16 protein-coding genes are annotated in these 15,780 nt (G+C 69.2%); 8 read left to right on the forward strand and 8 right to left on the reverse strand.

Annotation, left to right across the window (positions count from 1 at the left end):
- Both MPLG2_RS19855 and MPLG2_RS11095 read left to right on the forward strand, forming a co-directional pair.
- Positions 1-186 (forward strand): PASTA domain-containing protein, encoded by a 186-nt coding sequence (locus MPLG2_RS19855; RefSeq protein WP_408632064.1) that lies wholly within the window; start codon positions 1-3, stop codon positions 184-186.
- 21 nt (positions 187-207) lie between these two features.
- Positions 208-1,419: a hypothetical protein gene (locus MPLG2_RS11095; RefSeq protein ID WP_105186175.1), complete on the forward strand. Its 1,212-nt coding sequence runs from the start codon at positions 208-210 to the stop codon at positions 1,417-1,419.
- Positions 1,420-1,444: 25 nt separating this feature from the next.
- On the opposite strand, the gene MPLG2_RS11100 is transcribed toward MPLG2_RS11095, so the two are convergent.
- Both MPLG2_RS11100 and MPLG2_RS11105 read right to left on the reverse strand, forming a co-directional pair.
- Positions 1,445-3,355, reverse strand: coding sequence for a hypothetical protein (locus tag MPLG2_RS11100; RefSeq protein WP_105186176.1), 1,911 nt, complete (start codon positions 3,353-3,355; stop codon positions 1,445-1,447).
- A gap of 79 nt (positions 3,356-3,434) precedes the next feature.
- The gene (locus tag MPLG2_RS11105) at positions 3,435-4,070 is read right to left on the reverse strand and encodes a TetR/AcrR family transcriptional regulator (protein ID WP_105186177.1); all 636 of its coding nucleotides are present in this window, start codon (positions 4,068-4,070) and stop codon (positions 3,435-3,437) included.
- Between the two features lie 299 nt (positions 4,071-4,369).
- Between MPLG2_RS11105 and MPLG2_RS11110 the strand changes: the two genes are divergently transcribed.
- The gene (locus MPLG2_RS11110) at positions 4,370-4,711 is read left to right on the forward strand and encodes an SHOCT domain-containing protein (RefSeq protein ID WP_105186178.1); all 342 of its coding nucleotides are present in this window, start codon (positions 4,370-4,372) and stop codon (positions 4,709-4,711) included.
- A 133-nt stretch (positions 4,712-4,844) separates the two neighbouring features.
- On the opposite strand, the gene MPLG2_RS11115 is transcribed toward MPLG2_RS11110, so the two are convergent.
- From MPLG2_RS11115 to MPLG2_RS11130, 4 genes are all read right to left on the reverse strand, one after another.
- Positions 4,845-5,489 carry an MBL fold metallo-hydrolase gene (locus MPLG2_RS11115; protein ID WP_105186179.1) on the reverse strand — a complete coding sequence of 215 codons (645 nt, stop codon included), beginning with the start codon at positions 5,487-5,489 and terminating at the stop codon, positions 4,845-4,847.
- A gap of 32 nt (positions 5,490-5,521) precedes the next feature.
- Positions 5,522-7,123 (reverse strand): hypothetical protein, encoded by a 1,602-nt coding sequence (locus MPLG2_RS11120; protein ID WP_158681084.1) that lies wholly within the window; start codon positions 7,121-7,123, stop codon positions 5,522-5,524.
- Between the two features lie 231 nt (positions 7,124-7,354).
- Positions 7,355-8,746 carry a class II 3-deoxy-7-phosphoheptulonate synthase gene (locus MPLG2_RS11125; RefSeq protein WP_105187626.1) on the reverse strand — a complete coding sequence of 464 codons (1,392 nt, stop codon included), beginning with the start codon at positions 8,744-8,746 and terminating at the stop codon, positions 7,355-7,357.
- 126 nt (positions 8,747-8,872) lie between these two features.
- Positions 8,873-9,625 (reverse strand): lysophospholipid acyltransferase family protein, encoded by a 753-nt coding sequence (locus MPLG2_RS11130; protein WP_105186181.1) that lies wholly within the window; start codon positions 9,623-9,625, stop codon positions 8,873-8,875.
- 105 nt (positions 9,626-9,730) lie between these two features.
- Here MPLG2_RS11130 and MPLG2_RS11135 point away from each other — a divergent pair, with 105 nt between their 5' ends.
- Together MPLG2_RS11135 and MPLG2_RS11140 are read left to right on the forward strand one after the other, a co-directional pair.
- Entirely contained in the window at positions 9,731-10,480 is a 750-nt protein-coding gene (locus MPLG2_RS11135) for an alpha/beta hydrolase (RefSeq protein ID WP_105186182.1), read from the forward strand.
- Entirely contained in the window at positions 10,477-10,926 is a 450-nt protein-coding gene (locus MPLG2_RS11140) for a hypothetical protein (protein WP_105186183.1), read from the forward strand. The genes MPLG2_RS11135 and MPLG2_RS11140 overlap by 4 nt, the downstream gene beginning before the upstream one ends.
- 102 nt (positions 10,927-11,028) lie before the next feature.
- Here MPLG2_RS11140 and MPLG2_RS11145 read toward each other — a convergent pair whose 3' ends face one another.
- The gene (locus MPLG2_RS11145) at positions 11,029-12,084 is read right to left on the reverse strand and encodes a hypothetical protein (protein ID WP_105186184.1); all 1,056 of its coding nucleotides are present in this window, start codon (positions 12,082-12,084) and stop codon (positions 11,029-11,031) included.
- Complete coding sequence (locus MPLG2_RS11150) at positions 12,062-13,075, reverse strand: C40 family peptidase (protein WP_158681086.1); 1,014 nt, start codon at positions 13,073-13,075, stop codon at positions 12,062-12,064. Before MPLG2_RS11150 ends, MPLG2_RS11145 begins: the two co-directional genes overlap by 23 nt.
- Positions 13,076-13,489: 414 nt before the next feature.
- Between MPLG2_RS11150 and MPLG2_RS11160 the strand changes: the two genes are divergently transcribed.
- From MPLG2_RS11160 to MPLG2_RS18490, 3 genes are read left to right on the forward strand one after another with little or no spacing between them, the layout of a single operon-like run.
- Complete coding sequence (locus tag MPLG2_RS11160) at positions 13,490-15,253, forward strand: DEDD exonuclease domain-containing protein (RefSeq protein ID WP_105186187.1); 1,764 nt, start codon at positions 13,490-13,492, stop codon at positions 15,251-15,253.
- Positions 15,254-15,262: 9 nt separating this feature from the next.
- Positions 15,263-15,541 carry an Lrp/AsnC family transcriptional regulator gene (locus MPLG2_RS11165; RefSeq protein ID WP_105186188.1) on the forward strand — a complete coding sequence of 93 codons (279 nt, stop codon included), beginning with the start codon at positions 15,263-15,265 and terminating at the stop codon, positions 15,539-15,541.
- Positions 15,538-15,702 carry a hypothetical protein gene (locus MPLG2_RS18490; RefSeq protein WP_158681088.1) on the forward strand — a complete coding sequence of 55 codons (165 nt, stop codon included), beginning with the start codon at positions 15,538-15,540 and terminating at the stop codon, positions 15,700-15,702. The genes MPLG2_RS11165 and MPLG2_RS18490 overlap by 4 nt, the downstream gene beginning before the upstream one ends.
- Positions 15,703-15,780 lie beyond the last annotated feature (78 nt).

The raw sequence follows: 15,780 nt of genomic DNA on the forward strand, positions 1-15,780 counted from the left end.
ATGAAGGTCGTCCCCCGCACCCGCGGGTTGTCGCTCGACCGGGCGCGCGAGGTGCTCACCAAGGCCGGCTTCAAGGTGCAGGTGAACCGCCTGATCAACTTCGGCTTCGACCTGGTGCAGAGCACCAACCCGGGTGCAGGCAAGAAGGCCCCCGAGGGCTCGACCATCACCGTCAACCTGGTCTGACCGCTCGCTACCCTGACGGCTGTGAACTCGCTCGTGCAGGTGCTTCTGCTGCTGATCGTCATCGGCGGCAGCGTCGGCCTGTTCTTCGTGGTGCGGCGGCAACGCTACCTACGCTCGCTCACCGAGCAGGGCTGGGCGTTCGACAACTCACCCACCCTGGCCGCCACGTACGGCCTGAACTGTCCCCCGTTCGGGCTCGGCTATGGCCGGCACATCGACGACCTGATCACGGGTCGCACCGCACAGGGTGTCGACTTCGCGGTGTTCGAGTACGGACGGCTGGGGTACGTGGCCACGCTGGCGCTACCGCGTCCCTTGCCTGAGTTGTACGTGGCGTCCGAGCTTCGCCCGGGCGCGCAGGGGCTGCAGAAGCCCTTCGGGCCATGGACGGTGACTGCCAAAGACCCGGCGTGGGCAGAGGCGGCCATGGGGGCGATCAGCGGCTCGCTGGGCGCGCTGTCGTCCCAGTGGCCGGTCGATGTGTCGGTGGACGGCACCCGGCTGGTCGGGCTGGGAGCGCCACGCGAGGCGGTGAAACTGCGGGCCTTTCTGGACGCGCTCGGGCCGGTGGCTGTGCAGCTTGCCGGGCCGTCACTGTCGGGCTACACCGGTGAGCAGCCGCCCGCCGAGCTGAGCCTCTACAGCCACCCCAGCTGGATCTACCGGCCCTCGGACGACCGGTTCTTGAGCCAGGTGGCCCACGACACCGGCGGGTACAGCCACGAGGCCGACGACGTGGTGCTGGCCGAGGTGCACGGGCTGCGCATGATCGGCCTGACCCACAACTGGAAGACCGACCGCACCGAAACCTCCACCGATTCCGACGGCCGCACCACGACCCGCACGGTCACCGACAACCACAGCGAGCCCGTGCTGGAGTTTCACCTGCCGTGGCATTTCGGCGATCTGAGCGTGAACTGGAGCGGGTGGGGCGACCGGGTGCGTTTCGAGTCGAGCGACTTCGACCGGGCCTTCAAGGTGCGCTGCCAGTACCCGAAGTTCGCCTCGGACGTGTTTCACCCGCGGCAGATGGAGTTCATGCTGCGCGCGCAGCCGCTGCCGTTCTCGATCGATTCGGGCCGGGTACACATCGGGGTGGGCGCCAACGATCCCGCTGTGATGGCCCGCACTGCCGAGTTTCTGGTCGCGTTCTTCGCCGGGGTGCCCAACTTCGTGTGGGAAGACCTGGGCTTCAAAGAGCCGCCGATCAGTCGCGAGCTGGACGGCTTCTGACGCGACTCGCCGAAACCCTCGCGGGTCAGGTGAGCCGGTTGCGCTTACCGAGGTCGGGTAGCCGGCGACGAAGCTTCGACAGGTCGCCGTTGGCGGCCAGTTCGTCGAGCACGAGTGCGCCGGTTCGTCGGTTCACGCCGGGCAGCGGGCCCGCGAGCACCTTCTTCAACACCACCCCGACCCGGGTTTCGGGTAACTCGTTCACCAACTCTTCCATGTATCGCGAGCACGCCGCCGTGGCCTCGGCCAGGCCCGCCCCGAACGCGATGCGTTGGGTCTCGACCGGCACGTTCACCGTGGCGGACGCCGACGGCAATCGGCCGTCCGCGACCCCCGGCTGCGGCCCCACCGTCACCTCGATCGACACGTCGTAGCGGCCGTCGCCGGGCGGGCAGTCGACGGCCAGAGAGGCCCAGTTCGCCCTGGCCTGCAGTTCGACCGTGCGCTGCTCGGGGTGCCACACGTGAAACTCCCCGACCGAAGGCACGTCCACCTCGGCCGTCGTCAGAATCGTGGCCCCCACCGGCGACCCGTCCAGCCTGGCCGGGGTCAGGCCGACACCGGCCACTCGCCAGGTGAACTCGGGCCGGTCGTGCAACCCCGCCAGATCGATGCCAAAAGCTCTGGCCAGCACGTGCACGGTGACCTGTTCGTCGACGCGGCTGCCCCAGAAGGTGTTCGTCGTGCAGTCCGGCCCGGTCAGCCCCACCCGGTAGGGCAGCGCTCGCAGCGTGGGCACACGGCGGCCGACTTCGGTGTGCGGGCGGCGTCGCGCTTCGAGCGCCACGGTCAACTCCACGACCGGGCCCGTAACCGGGCTGGCAGCGCTCATGCTGATCTGCACCCGGTCACCGTCGACGCTCACCAGCCGCAACCGGCGTCCACCCGACCCCAGAATCTCGAGGTCGCCGACGCCCTGTTCGGGCACCGGAATGGTGCCCAGGTAGAAGCAGCGCCGCCCCACCCCCGACAGGTTGCGGATCTCGTGCACCACCACGCCGGGCCCGTCGTACAGGTCGTTGTCGCGCACGAAGTCAAACGACAGCGCTGCGTCGTAATCCGGCGGGTGGGTGGGCAGCGGACGGCGCAACTCGGCCACGATGCACTGGTCGTCGAACGACCCGTACACGATGGCGCGCTTCGCGCCCGAACCCCGATCGCCGAGCACCTGGGTCGAGGTGGCCTCGGCCCACGGCACCTGGCGCGCCCAGGTCAGGTCGACCTCACGATCCCAGCCCCAGTTGATCAGGGCCGCGCGTGACAGGCCAGGGCCTCCGTTGGTCCAGAACCCGTCGCCGGCCGGCACCTGCGAGCCGGCCCAGGGCGTGCGTGTCACGCTGACCTGGCCCCAGCGGCTCGCCGTGCCCATCACGCAGTAGGGCGAGCCATACTCGGTGGTGTCTTGCCCGCCCTGGTTGCTGACGACCCCCAAGGGGTGGTCGAAGCCGAGGGCATGCCCCAGTTCGTGGCAGATCAGGCTCTGTGAGTCGACGGTGCTGAGGTGAACCACCGAGCGGCTGAGGGTTTCGGACTTCCCGTTGGGTAGCGGCAGTTGCAGTTCGACGCGGTAGCAGATGGCGGTGTCGGCGAGGCCGCCGTGCGACAGCAGCACGATCGTCGGCACCGCCCTGATCACCGATTCTGCGACCAGGCGGCGCACCAACGATGCGGCCTGCGCACCGGCACCGTCGTTGACGGCGGCGTTGACCGCGACCCAGTCGACGTCGTCGCCCGCCAGAAAGACCGGAGCCAGGTATTGCGGCCGCAACTGCACCGCGCCTTCGGTGGTGTGGTGCCAGAAGTCGGCAGCCGTCCACTGGTCGGCCGCGGCCCGGGTGGAGTCGCGGCTGAACATCTGCTCCAAGGCGGCCTGCGGACGGGCGGGGTGCCCGTTCAGCACCAGCGGCAGGACGGCGAACTCATGGACGACCGACATGGCTGACCTTCTACTCCCGCTAGCATTTTGCAGTTCTACTGCATATTGCTGGTCAGCGTGACCGGTCAGGTGATCGGTGTCAAGGTCTGGCGGCCAACTCCAGCCAGGTGCGCACCAGCCATTGCCGGTACCGCTCAGCGTCCCAGCCGAACGTCCGGCTAATCAGTAGCCGCGACTCGGCGGCCGACAAGACAGCCGTCGTGGCCGCCAACCATTCGACGTCGGTGTCGGGGGGCAGCAGTCCATCGCGGGCCGCCCCGTGCCAGAACGCGTACAGGTAGTCGAGGGTCGCTCTGCGCCAGTGGCCGGCCGATTCGCGCACCGCCGGTTCGCTGTTCTCGACCTCGGCGTTCACCGCCATCAGCGGCTCCAGGCGTCCAGTCATTTCGGCGACCCCGTCAGCGAACGCCTCGACGCGGTCGGCGAGCGTGGGAGCCGTCACGGCGGCACGGCTCCACGGCCGCTCGGTCATGGGTTCGGCACCGACGTCGCCGACGATGCCCACCTCAACGACCCGCTGAAACAGCACGACCTTGGTGGCGAAGTGTTGGTAGAGGCTGCGCTCGCTGACGCCGGCTCGCTGCGCCACCTCGCGCAGGCTGGTCGCCGCATAGCCCTGGTTGGTGAACAACTCGGTGGCGGCGGTCACGATGCGCGCCTCGGTGCGCTGCCGTCGCCTCGCGTAGTGGTCACCCACCCCCGAATCCGAAGTCACCTGCGCACCCTACGCCCTGCCCCTGCCCCTGGCACTGGTGCCGACCGTGCGGTCGCCCGCCGCGGCAGGCGTGCCACGCTCTCGGTAGGGCCAGGTGTCGCCGCACCGACGTCAACGGCTGTGGTGGTGGCGGTGCTCAGTCGCATCAATTGCCCTGTCCAACATCGGGCTCAATTGCCCTGTCCACACCGGGCCGCTTGTCACACTCGTTGTGCCGCACCTGCCGCGGCACCCGAACTCTGCGTGCCTCCTTCCCCGAAAGGACTTGTGACACGGATTTCTGGGGCTTCTTCTGGCTGATGGTCTGGAGCTTCTTCTTGGTCGCCGACCTGATCGTGCTCTTTCAAGTCGTCATCGACGTGTTCCGTAACGACGACCTGTCGGGCTGGGGCAAGGCGGTGTGGGTGCTGGCCCTGCTGCTGGTGCCGGCGCTGACCGCCCTCATCTACCTGGTCATCAACGGGTCGGGCATGGCGGCCCGCCAGCGCGGCGGACGCGGGCCCGTGCCCGAGCCGAGCGACCCTCAGATCATCAATGCGCCGACGCCGGTCGACCAGATCGCGCAGGCCAAGGCGCTGCTCGATTCGGGCGCCCTCACCGCCGACGAGTTCGCCGCGCTGAAGGCCAAAGCGCTGGGCTGATGGGTTCGGGGACGGTTCTCCAACCAGCAAGGGGACGGTTCTCCAACCAGCAAGGGGACGGTTCTCCAACCACCAAGGGGACGGTTCTCCAACCGTTGGAGAACCGTCCCCTGCCGGTCGGAGAACCGTCCTTCTAGCCCTGCGGCGTCCAGGGTCGATGGTCGCGCAGGTCGTGCATCGTCGTGCCCGTCATGGCACCGAGGCGGCCGTAGATGAGTTGCACGCCCCGCTCGGCGAGCAGCCCGTCGTGAATCGGAAAACCGTGCGTGGCGTCGACGGCCCGGGCGAAATCGATGGTCTCTTTCATCGCGGCCCACGGCCCGTACGCCGGAACGGCCAGCACGTCGACACCCTTGGGCACGGTGGCGAGCGAGTCGCCGGGGTGGAACAGCGTCGGTTCGCCCTCGGCGGTGATCACCAGGCCGACGTTGCCGATCTGCGGAATGTCGCGGTGAATGATTGCGTGCAACCCCCCGACAGCGTCGACGGTGACCGCCCCCAGGTCGATGCTGCCGTCGGCGGCGAGCGGTTCGGCGCGATCGAGCTCGACCGCACCCAGCACTTGCGGTTCGACGTACACCGCCGCCTGCGGATTGTTCACCAACAGCTCGCCGATGTGCTCGGGGTCGATGTGGTCGGGGTGCTGGTGGGTGACCAGCACGGCGTCCAGGTCGCGCAGGTCGTGCCACTCGGTGCTGAAGTTGCCCGGATCGATCAGAATGCGCCGATCGGCGACCTCGACGAGAACGGCGGCATGGCCCAGGTGAGTGATCTGCATGCGATCACCCTAGTGGCGTGTCTCGGGCACGGTCACTGCTCGCGCCGCGGGCACAGGGTGAGGCCGTCCACCAGCACCGCACGCTCGCAGTTCCAGGTGCCGTCGATGGTGGCGATCAGATCGGGAGCCGCCCCCTTGCGATGCAGCCAGGTGCGGTCCCAGACCAACCACCGGGCGTCCGGTTGGGTCAGGCAGGCGAGGCTCTCGCCGCGGGTGGCCGCGGACGCCCGTCCGGGGGCTTCGGGTCGCTGCAGAAACAGCGGCGACGGGTAGCGGCAACGCGTCGGGTTGCCGAGCACATACGTGGTGGCACCGAACGTCAGGTACACCACGGGGCCCTCGCCCACCACCTGACGGACGCGCTCGGCGCCCGCCAGGCCCGCGGACAATCCGGCCAGGTTGGTCATCACGGTCTTGTCGCGGGTACCCAGCGTCAGCGACTCGGCCGACCACGGGGTCTGGGACGCGAGCATGGCGGCCACCACCAGCCCAGCAGCCCAGCGATCGACGGCGGCCCGCGGCAGTGCGCCGGGCGCGCGGACCGCGAGGCTCTGCAGCAGCATCAGGGCCAGCACCCAGACACCGGTTGCGGTAAACAGCCCGTCCGTGTGCACCAGCCGCCAGTCCGGCGAGCTCACCAGCAGCATCGCCACGACGACGATGCCCACCAGCACCGGCCGGCGCAGAACGGCCCCCGACCGGCGCACGGTGTGCACGGCCAGCACCGCGCTCAGCACCACCAACGGCACCGCGTGGTACACGTAGTACTGACCCTGCGCGACGAAGCCCAGCACGGCCAGCCCGGTCGCGCCGCCGACGGCGATGACCTCACGCCTGGACCCTCCGACGAAGAAGGCCGGCAGCAACGCCACCGTCGGCCATCGGGCGGCGAGATTGGCCAGGTATTCACGCAACTCGGCCGAGGTGCCGGCTGTCCACACGGCCGGCTGAATCGCTCGGATGTCGAGCAGCCACACGATCTCGTACGGCGCCAGCCACCAGATCAGCGCCACGGCCAGGCACCCTGCGACGAACGCCGAGGCCAGCGCCCACAAGGCTCGTCGCCGGTCGAAGGCGGCGATCAGCATGACGGCCGCCAACGCGATCGGCAACGAGCTGATCTTCAGCAACGCGACCACAGCCAGCAGTGCACCGGCCATCGATCCGCCGGTCGATTCGCGCGCGAGCAGTGCGGTGCCCACGGCTGCCACCGCCACCACCGCCGCCCACCAGTCCGGTTCGCCCGTGGCGGGGGCGGTGAAGAACAGGCCCGCGTACGCCGCCAGCCCGTAGGCCCAGGCGGCCGAGCCCAGACGACGTCGCAGTCCGACGGTGAGCAGCACCGCCGCCGCTGCCGCCACCAGTGCTGCGACGAGTCGAAAGCCCGCCTCGAACAGCCAGGCCCTGGCCAGCGACCCCGGTGCGGCGAGCGACTCGCTGGCCAGGGTGGGCAGCCACGACTGCGCTGCGCTGACGAACCGAAAGGTCAGCGGTCGGTGCGAAAAGGTCTCGGCGATCGAGTAGCCCGACACCCGGTGCACCCCGACCTCGTAGCGAATGTTGTTGTTCACCGGGTAGGCGAGCACCAGCAGGGTGGCCGCCGCAGCCGCGAGAATCAACCAGTTGCGTCGCACGTTCTCACCGTGCGAGCCCTCGATGAACGAACGCCGACCAACAGGGTGCGCACTCGGTGACGTTTTCGGGCACGACACGCACCGTTCGGGCATGGTGAGTCGGCGTCGCGGCCGTCCGATCGAGGGGGTGCTGCGGGCGAGATTTCTGGCGTTCGCCGGCATCGCGATCGAGCCGAGTCGACGCGACTGCACCGACCAGCGCGACTGCGCCGAAGTGAACGTCTGCGCAGCTCAGAAGTCTTCGACGCGGTATTCCTGCACCGGGTTCGTGCGCTTGATGCGGCCGTCGGTCAACCGTTCGGCGATCAAGAACGCGAGCTCGAGCGACTGGTTGCGGTTCAGGCGCGGGTCGCAGGCGGTCTCGTAGCGGTTCGGCAGGTCGGCCTCGGCCAGGGCGTCCGCCACCCCGCCGACGCACTCGGTGACGTCGTCGCCGGTGAGCTCCATGTGCACGCCTCCGGGCCAGGTGCCCAGTTCTTCGTGCACGTCGAAGAAGCCGTTCATCTCGTCGACCACCTGGCTGAACGCGCGGGTCTTGTAGCCGTTGGCCGTCTCGAAGGTGTTGCCGTGCATCGGATCGCACACCCACGCCACCGATCGTCCGGTCGCCTCGACGGCACGCACCAGCGGCGGCAGCGCGGTGCGCACCTTGCCCGCACCCATGCGTGAAATCAGCGTGAGCCGTCCGGGTTCGTGCTGCGGGTCGAGCGCGTCGGCCAGCGCCACCACCTCGTCGCCGGTCATCGACGGCCCGATCTTCACGCCGATCGGATTGCGCAGGTGCCGGGCGAACTGCACGTGGGCACCGTCGACCTGGCGGGTGCGTTCACCGATCCAGACCATGTGCGCCGAGGTGTTGTACGGCGTGTCGGTGCGCGAATCGATGCGGGTCATGGCGTGCTCGTACGGCAGCACCAGCGCCTCGTGTGACGAGTAGAAGTCGACCGTGCGAAACGCCTCTTTGTCGACGCCACAGGCCACCATGAACGCCAGCGCCCGCTCGATCTCGTCGGCCATCGACTCGTACCGCACCTCGACACCCGAATTGCGCACGAAGTCCTGGTTCCACGAATGCACGGCGCGCAGGTCGGCGAAACCGCCCGTGACGAAGGCCCGAATCAGGTTGAGCGTGGCCGCGGAGTGGTTGTACACCTCCATCAGCCGGTTGGGGTCGTGCCGGCGCGACTGCTCGGTGAAGTCGAGCCCGTTCACGGCGTCGCCGCGGTAGGCGGGCAGCACCACGCCGCCGCGGGTCTCGGTGTCGTTGCTGCGCGGCTTCGCGTACTGACCGGCGAGCCGTCCGAGCTTCACCACGGGCACCTGAGCGGCGTAGGTGAGCACCACCGCCATCGACAGCAACACGCGCAACTTGCCGCGAATGTCGATGGCCGTGCCGGTGTCGAACGTTTCGGCGCAGTCGCCGCCCTGCAGTATGAACGCCCGCCCGGCCGCCACATCGGCGAGCTTGCCCCGCAACTCGTCGCACTCCCCCGCGAACACCAGCGGCGGGCGCTTGCGCAACTCGGCGGTGACGCGATTCAGCAGATCGGTGTCGGCATACGTGGGCTGCTGCACGGGGTTGAGGGCATGCAGTTGCTCAAGGGTTGGAATCTGCGTCGACACCCGGGTCACAATACGCGGTCGGCACCGGGGCCTCGAACCGCAAAGCGCGGGTGGACGGCGAGCATCGCCACCGCTCAGCCGCAACAGACAGGTCTCGACACGCTCGACCAGCGCGCCGCGCTCGACCTAAGAGGTGGCCGGCGGCTCGGGTGGCCGGGTGTTGATGCCCGGACGTTCCAGAATGCGCGCGTCCGCCTCGGTGCTGGTCAGCGAGCCGGACTTCACCGACGTGCCGTACGCCTCGATGTAGGTCTGCCCCGACAGATCGTGAATGGCCGCCATCACCTGATCGGTGACCCAGCGCAGCACCCGGGGGTCATCGCCTCGCCCATAAAACTCGCTGAAATCGAGGGGCTTGCCGATCACCACCACAGGGTGGTCGATCCACGGCAGGCCGGCCTTGCGGGTGACCTGACTGTTCTTCATGGCGACCGGCACCACGGGCACCTGCGCCGCCAGCGCCATGCGGGCCACGCCGGTCTTGCCCTTGTACAGCCGGCCGTCGGGCGATCGGGTGCCCTCGGGGTAGATGCCCACACAGCCGCCGTCGGCCAGCACCGCGAGCACCGGCCCCAGCCCGTCGAGACTGGCGCGACCGCCGGACCGGTCGAGCGGCACCTGGCCGACGGCCTTCAAGAACCAGGCCACCAGCTTCGAGAAGGGGCCGCGGTTGCCGGCGAACAGTTCCGCCTTGGCCGGAAAGGTCACCGGGCGCTTCACCATGGCCGGCAGCACGACGGTGTCGCCGGCGTCCAGGTGGTTGCTGGCCAGAATCACGCCGCCGGTCGCCGGAATGTTCGCTTCGTTCTCGACCCGGGCGCCGTAGAGAAACTTGATCACCGGGCGAAACAGCAGGTTCTTGAACAGCGTGTAGAGCACCGCACCTCCTTCGAGCCACCGACGCGACAAACCCTAGCGGTGCGGGCGGGTGCGCGTGGTGACCGGCCACCGGGCGTCCCTACCCCGGGCCCGTACGATGGCGGCATGCAGGTGCACGAGTTCGCCGAGCCCATGCTGCCGTCCGGCTCGGGCGAGGTGGGGGTGCTGTTTCTGCACGGCTTCACGGCCACACCATGGACGGTGCACGAGTGGGCCGAGCGTACGGCCGCAGCCGGCTATCGGGTGTCGGCGCCGCGGCTGCCGGGGCACGGCACCAGTTGGCGCGAGCTCGAGATCACTGATGGACGCGACTGGTACGCGGCCGCCGAACGCGCGTTTCTCGACCTGCGGGCCCTGTGCTCCTCGGTGTTCGTGGCGGGCGTGTCGATGGGCGGCGCCCTGGCGCTGCGGTTGGCCGAGCACCACGCCGACCAGGTGCGCGGGCTGATTCTGGTGAACCCGGCGCTGCAGGGCAACCCGAAGCTGAGCCTGGTGCCGCTCGCGAAGCACCTGGTGCGCACCACCGACAGCATCGGCAGCAGCATCAACAAGCCCGACGTCACCGAGCACGCCTACCCACGCACGCCGTTGCGGGCGGTGCACGCCATGATGCGGCTCTGGGGTGAGGTGCGGGCGCGGCTCGACCTGGTGTACTGCCCGGTACTGCTGTTCCGTTCGGCGACCGACCGGGTGGTGCCGGGAGCCTCGGCCGAGATCGTGATCAAGCAGGTGTCGTCCGACGAGGTGACCGAAGTGGTGCTCCGCGACAGCGCGCACGTCGCGCCGCTCGATCACGACGCCGAGACGATCATCACCGGCACCCTCGACTTCATCGCCAGGCACGGCGCACCATGAACTCTCGCGACGCCGACAACGCCCGCTTCGAAGAGTTGATGGCTCACGAGTTTCCAGAAGGGCTGATACCTGCCGATCGTTCGCGGCGGTTGCCCGATCCGCCGTCCGCCGAGCCGGCTGCCGAGCCGGACGCCCCGCCGCCCCCCGTCGAGGCCGATGACGTACCCGCCGACAACGGGTTTCGCAGCTGGGCGCCGCCCGATGAGCCCGACGAGCCCTTCGTTCCCCCACCTCGGCCACCGTCGCGACGGTGGACCGCGGAGGGCATCAGCGGCGCAGTGTTGGTGGTGGTTCCGGTGCTGTTGGTGCTGCTGTCAGCCGCCGGAGTGCGCCTGCCGGCCTTCGTGTCGACGCTGGGTGGCCTGGGCTTCGTGGTCGGCGTGGCGTTGCTGCTGCATCGGCTGCGCAAACGTCCACCGGTGGACGGCGACGGGGCCGTTCTGTAGCCGAGAACCGGTCGAGCGTGTCGGGACCCGCCGCGACCCGACCGGTCGAACCTGTCGAGACCTCTCGCCTTCGGTTTCGACGGCGTCGAGCAACCGGAGCTGCTACCGCCGCCGATTCAGCTCGTCGCGATACCACTGCAGCACCCGGGCGTCTGAGATGGTGCCGCTCGCAGAGGTGCGTGCCTGCGCCTCGGCCAGCACCGCCGTCCACCCGACCTGGGTGACCATGGCCTGCACCGCCACCTGCGCGAGCGCGTAGCTCGTCGGGTCGCCGCTTGCGACGTCGGGCAAGGTGGTCGGAAACCCGCGGGCGAGGGCGGCGCGAACCAGGGTGTCGTTGGCGGCGGCCACCGACGGGTGGGCCTGCGCCGTCAGCGCCTCGGCGGTGCCCTCGATCAGCCAGCCCGGCGTGCCGGTGAGCCGGGGCGACCGCATGCCGGCGTGCACCGCCTCGTGCGTGATCGTGGCCGCGGCCCCCTCGATCGGGGCGTCGGGATTGACCACGACTCGCACGCTCTCGCTGGCTGCAGTTCCGGGCACCACCGTCACCGCCGCGGTCCCGCTCGCGCCGACGCCGGCGTAGCGGGCGAAGGCGGCCAGGTCGCGCGGCACCAGCACCACCAGCGGGTCGGGCATGGCCAGGGCCTGCGGCCGCGCCCGCCGCAATGCGGCCAGCCCGTCGTGCACCGCCTCACCCCACCGGGTCGCCTGCTCGGCGGTGACCGTGGCCAGCACCCCGCCGTCCATCGTGTCGATCACCAGCGGATCGCCCAGCCATTCGGTGCCGGTGCTTGCCGAGGTGAGGTTCGCGATGGCTCCGCGGTCGATCGCCACGGCCGCCATGCTCACCACCATGGGCTCGCGCGGTAGGTGCCAACTCACCTGCAGGTGGTCGGCGTCGGTGCCCGCGACGCCGGCTCCGGTGGCGTTCAGGTTGGCGAACACCCGCTCAGCCAGTGACTGGGAGCCTGGATCGGACGCGAAGAGCGCCACGAACCCTGCGCGGTCACCGGCGCTCAGCCGATCATTCAGGGCGGACGCTCGCTGGGCCGGACTCAGCTCGGTGGTGCAGCCGCCGATCAGGGGCGCCACGAGTGCCAGGGGTGCGCCCAGCAGCAGCGCCCGGCGAACCCGATCAACCGATGACGCGGCGGGCACCCTGATAGGCCGGGTATGAGTTCAGCCGGGTGATCTCAAGATCGTTGCGGGGGTTGCGCGCATGCACGAACAGGCCGTTGCCGATGTACATGCCGACGTGATGAATCGGGTTGTAGAAGAACAGCAGGTCGCCCGGCTTGAGCTCGTCGCGCGACACGGGCCGTCCGACGCTGAACTGGGCACGCGACGAGTGGGGCAGCGAAATACCGATGGAGCGGTACGCGGCCACCATGAGGCCGGAGCAGTCGAACGTGTTGGGCCCCTCGGAGCCCCAGACGTACTGGCCGGTCTTGACCTTCGACACCGCGTACTTCACCGCGGCCAGGACCCGGGCGTTGGCCGCGGCGTCGTCGATCAGCGAGTCGCGCACATCGTCGCGCGACACCGCGTCGTCGTCGTTGAGCCGCTGCCGTTCTTGCTCGGTGAGCTGGTCGACCAGCGCCTGGCCCTCGTCGAGCTTCTTGTCGAGCTCGTCGTGCAGGCTGCTCATTCGTCGCTCTTCGGCAGCGATGTTGGTGACCTGGTCGTTCGCCGAGCGCTTCAGGTCGGCGAGATTGGCCTGTTGGGCCTGGTAGTCCTGCAGCAGCGAGTTCATGTTGAGTTCGACGCGGCCCATGGTCGAGAGCTCCGACAGGAACGCGTCGGGGTCGGCCGAGGTGACGAGCTGCACGGTGACGTCGACGCCCCGGTTCTGGAACGTGGTGAGGGCGACCTGCTGGGCCTGGGTGCGTAGAGCGTCGACCTTGCGCTGCTGGGTGGCGATGTCGGAGTTGAGCGTGGCGATTTTCTGCCTGCCCTGCTCGAGCTGCAGCTTCACCTGGGCCCACTGCTCGCCCAGTTCGCTCTGCTGCTGCTCGATCTTCTCGAGTTTAGCCTTGGCGTCATCGAGGGTGGGGTCGGCGGCAGCCGGCACGGCCGCGGGCCCGGCCAGCACAACGGCCAGCCCGGCCAGTGCTGCCAAGCCACCACGAACACCAGTGCGCAGACGCACATCGCCTCCAGACAAAGGGACGGTCAGTCGCTGTGGGGAAGGCGCCAGCGGACCAATCTGAAAACAGGCTAAACGACACCCTGATCAGACTCAAACCAACGGTCGGTCGGTTCGGCCGGTGGTCGTCGGCTCACCGACCTGACCAATCGTAACGGAGGCAGCAACCCCGCCTCGGTCATCGCTCGCAGGGCGCTCACCTCGTCGCCCTCGAGCGTCATCACACCCTCGTTGGGCCCGAGCAGCGCCGTCACCATGCAGTCGCCACAGGCAGGCCCGCGCACCGCGCACGTGCCGCAATCGATCCTCACCATGTCCATAGGAGCAGTCTGCGGGCCGCCACGGACAGTTTTCGATCGCCTGTTCGGCCAGCGCGTCGAACGAAAACCGTCAGAGGGTGTGCCTAACGTCTCGACCATGACCTCGCTGCCGGCACAACCGACCATCGACGACCTGGGCACCCCGTTGGCCCTGGTGTCGTTCTGTGTGGTCGATCTCGAGACCACCGGCGGGGGTCTGGACGACCGGGTCACCGAGATCGGGGCGGTGAAGGTGCGCGGCGGCGAGGTGCTGGGCGAGTTTCAGACCCTGGTGAACCCCAAGGCGCACATTCCGCCACTGATCGCGGTGCTCACGGGCATCACCAACTCGATGGTGGCCGACGCGCCCCGGCTCTCGGCCGCACTGCCCGGGTTTCTGGAGTTCTCTCGCGGGTGCGTCATGGTGGCGCACAATGCCGGCTTCGACATGGGCTTTCTCAAGCGCGCCTGCACCGAGTTCGGCTACGCGTGGCCGAACCCCGCGGTGGTCGACACCGTGGCGCTGGCCCGCCAGGCCCTGCTGCGCGACGAGGTGCGCAACCACAAGCTGGCAACGCTGGCCCAGCATTTTCGGGCCGAGGTCACGCCCAACCACCGGGCCCTCACCGACGCGCAGGCCACCGTGACGGTGCTGCACGGGCTACTCGAGCGGGTCGGCAATCTCGGGGTGCACACCCTTGAAGACCTGCTCGAGTTCACCCGACGGGTTTCGCCGCAGCGCCGGGCCAAGCGCACCTGGGCCGCCGGCCTGCCCAAGAGCCCCGGTGTCTACTGGTTCGTCGCGGACGGCCGCGACCTGGCCGGCCGGGCCACCCGGCAGGTGCTCTACGTCGGGAAGAGCCGCAATCTGGCGGCCCGGGTGCGCAGCTACTTCACCGCGGCCGAAACCCGCCCCCGCATCGACGAGATGGTACGCATCGCCACCGGCGTCGAGCACCTCGAATGCAGCACCGAACTCGAGGCGGAAGTGCTCGAACTCCGGTTGATCGCCACGCACTCGCCGCGCTACAACCGGCGCTCGAAGTTCCCTGAGCGCAGGGTATGGCTCAAGCTGACCCGCGAGCCCTTCCCCCGGTTGTCGATCGTGCGGCAATGCCTGGCCGACGGGGCCGACTACTTCGGCCCGTTCAGCAGGCGCAGTGGCGCCGAGGCAGTCCAAACCGCGCTGTACGACGCCTTTCCGATCAGGCAGTGCACCACCCGGCTCTCGCCGCGCCGGGTCAGCGGGGCGTGCGTGCTGGGCGAAATGGGCAAGTGCCTGGCCCCGTGCGAACTGGCCGTCACGCCGCAGCAGTACGGCGAACTGATCGAGCAGGTGCGCTCGAGCCTGACCACCGACATTCGTCCGGTGTTGAATGCCGCGCAGAGCAGGCTGGCCTCGCTGATCCGCCGGCAGCGGTTCGAGGACGCCGCGGTGGTGACCGCTCGCCTCTCGGGTTTCGCCAGCAGTGCCGTGCGGCACCACCGGGTGGCCAGCCTGGCCGGCTGCCCGCAGATCGTGGCGGCGTATCGGCAGGTCGACGACTGGCATATTCACGTCATTCGTTACGGACGGCTGGCCGCCGCGGCCCGGGCTCGACCCGGTGACGTGCCGCAGGCGATCGCCCGTTCGGCCGTGGCGGTGGCCGAGCAGGTGGCGCCGCCCGTGGGGCCTCAGTCCGCGGCCACCACCGAAGAGACCGAACGCATCGCGGCGTGGCTCGAGCGGCCGGGCGTCCGGCTCATCGACATCGAGGGCGATTGGTCGTGGCCGTTGCACATCGGGCTGGCCGAAGGCGACCTGGCCCGGCACGCCCTGCCCGACCCACTGCCGTCCGACAGACCGCAGCAAGCGGCCTCGGGCGCGAGCAAGGCGGTTTAGTATGCCGCCATGATCACCGCCATTGTGTTCGTCGAAGCCGAAGTGGCTCGCATTCCTGAGGTCGCTGCCCAGATCGCCGACCTCGACGGCGTGTCAGAGGTGTACTCGGTCACCGGCGGCATCGATCTGATCGCCATGATTCGGGTCCGTTCGATCGACGAGGTCGCCGAGGTGATCGCCGAGCGGCTCAACAAGGTGCCCGGGGTGTTGAACACCGAAACCCACATCGCCTTCAGGGCCTACAGCTCGCACGATCTCGAGGCGGCGTTCTCGCTGGGGGCCGAGTGACGCAGGCCGACGCGCCGCGCCGCCGGCTGAGCGACCGCACCCTGTGGGTGCTGGTCGGCCTGGCCGCCGTGGCGCTTGCGGTGGCGATCGGGCTGGCGCTGTGGCTCAACGCCACCCCACCGCTGCAGCCCGTGCCGGTGGCGTCCAGACCCAGCGCCTGACGCCGCTGGTCGAGCCCGTCGAGACCTCTGCCGCCCGAGGACCATTCGCTGGTCGAGCTCGTCGAGGCCACTACGCAA

It is taken from the genome of Micropruina glycogenica (assembly GCF_900289045.1).
In the GTDB taxonomy this organism is placed as follows: Bacteria; Actinomycetota; Actinomycetes; order Propionibacteriales; family Propionibacteriaceae; genus Micropruina; species Micropruina glycogenica.

Coding starts and splice junctions, on each gene's coding strand:
- MPLG2_RS19855 (WP_408632064.1), top strand. CDS start 1: ATGAAGGTCGTCCCCCGCACCCGCGGGTTGTCGCTCGACCGGGCGCGC.
- MPLG2_RS11140 (WP_105186183.1), top strand. CDS start 10,477: ATGAACTCTCGCGACGCCGACAACGCCCGCTTCGAAGAGTTGATGGCT.
- MPLG2_RS11135 (WP_105186182.1), top strand. CDS start 9,731: ATGCAGGTGCACGAGTTCGCCGAGCCCATGCTGCCGTCCGGCTCGGGC.
- MPLG2_RS11160 (WP_105186187.1), top strand. CDS start 13,490: ATGACCTCGCTGCCGGCACAACCGACCATCGACGACCTGGGCACCCCG.
- MPLG2_RS11110 (WP_105186178.1), top strand. CDS start 4,370: ATGGTCTGGAGCTTCTTCTTGGTCGCCGACCTGATCGTGCTCTTTCAA.
- MPLG2_RS11165 (WP_105186188.1), top strand. CDS start 15,263: ATGATCACCGCCATTGTGTTCGTCGAAGCCGAAGTGGCTCGCATTCCT.
- MPLG2_RS11100 (WP_105186176.1), bottom strand. CDS start 3,355: ATGTCGGTCGTCCATGAGTTCGCCGTCCTGCCGCTGGTGCTGAACGGG.
- MPLG2_RS11115 (WP_105186179.1), bottom strand. CDS start 5,489: ATGCAGATCACTCACCTGGGCCATGCCGCCGTTCTCGTCGAGGTCGCC.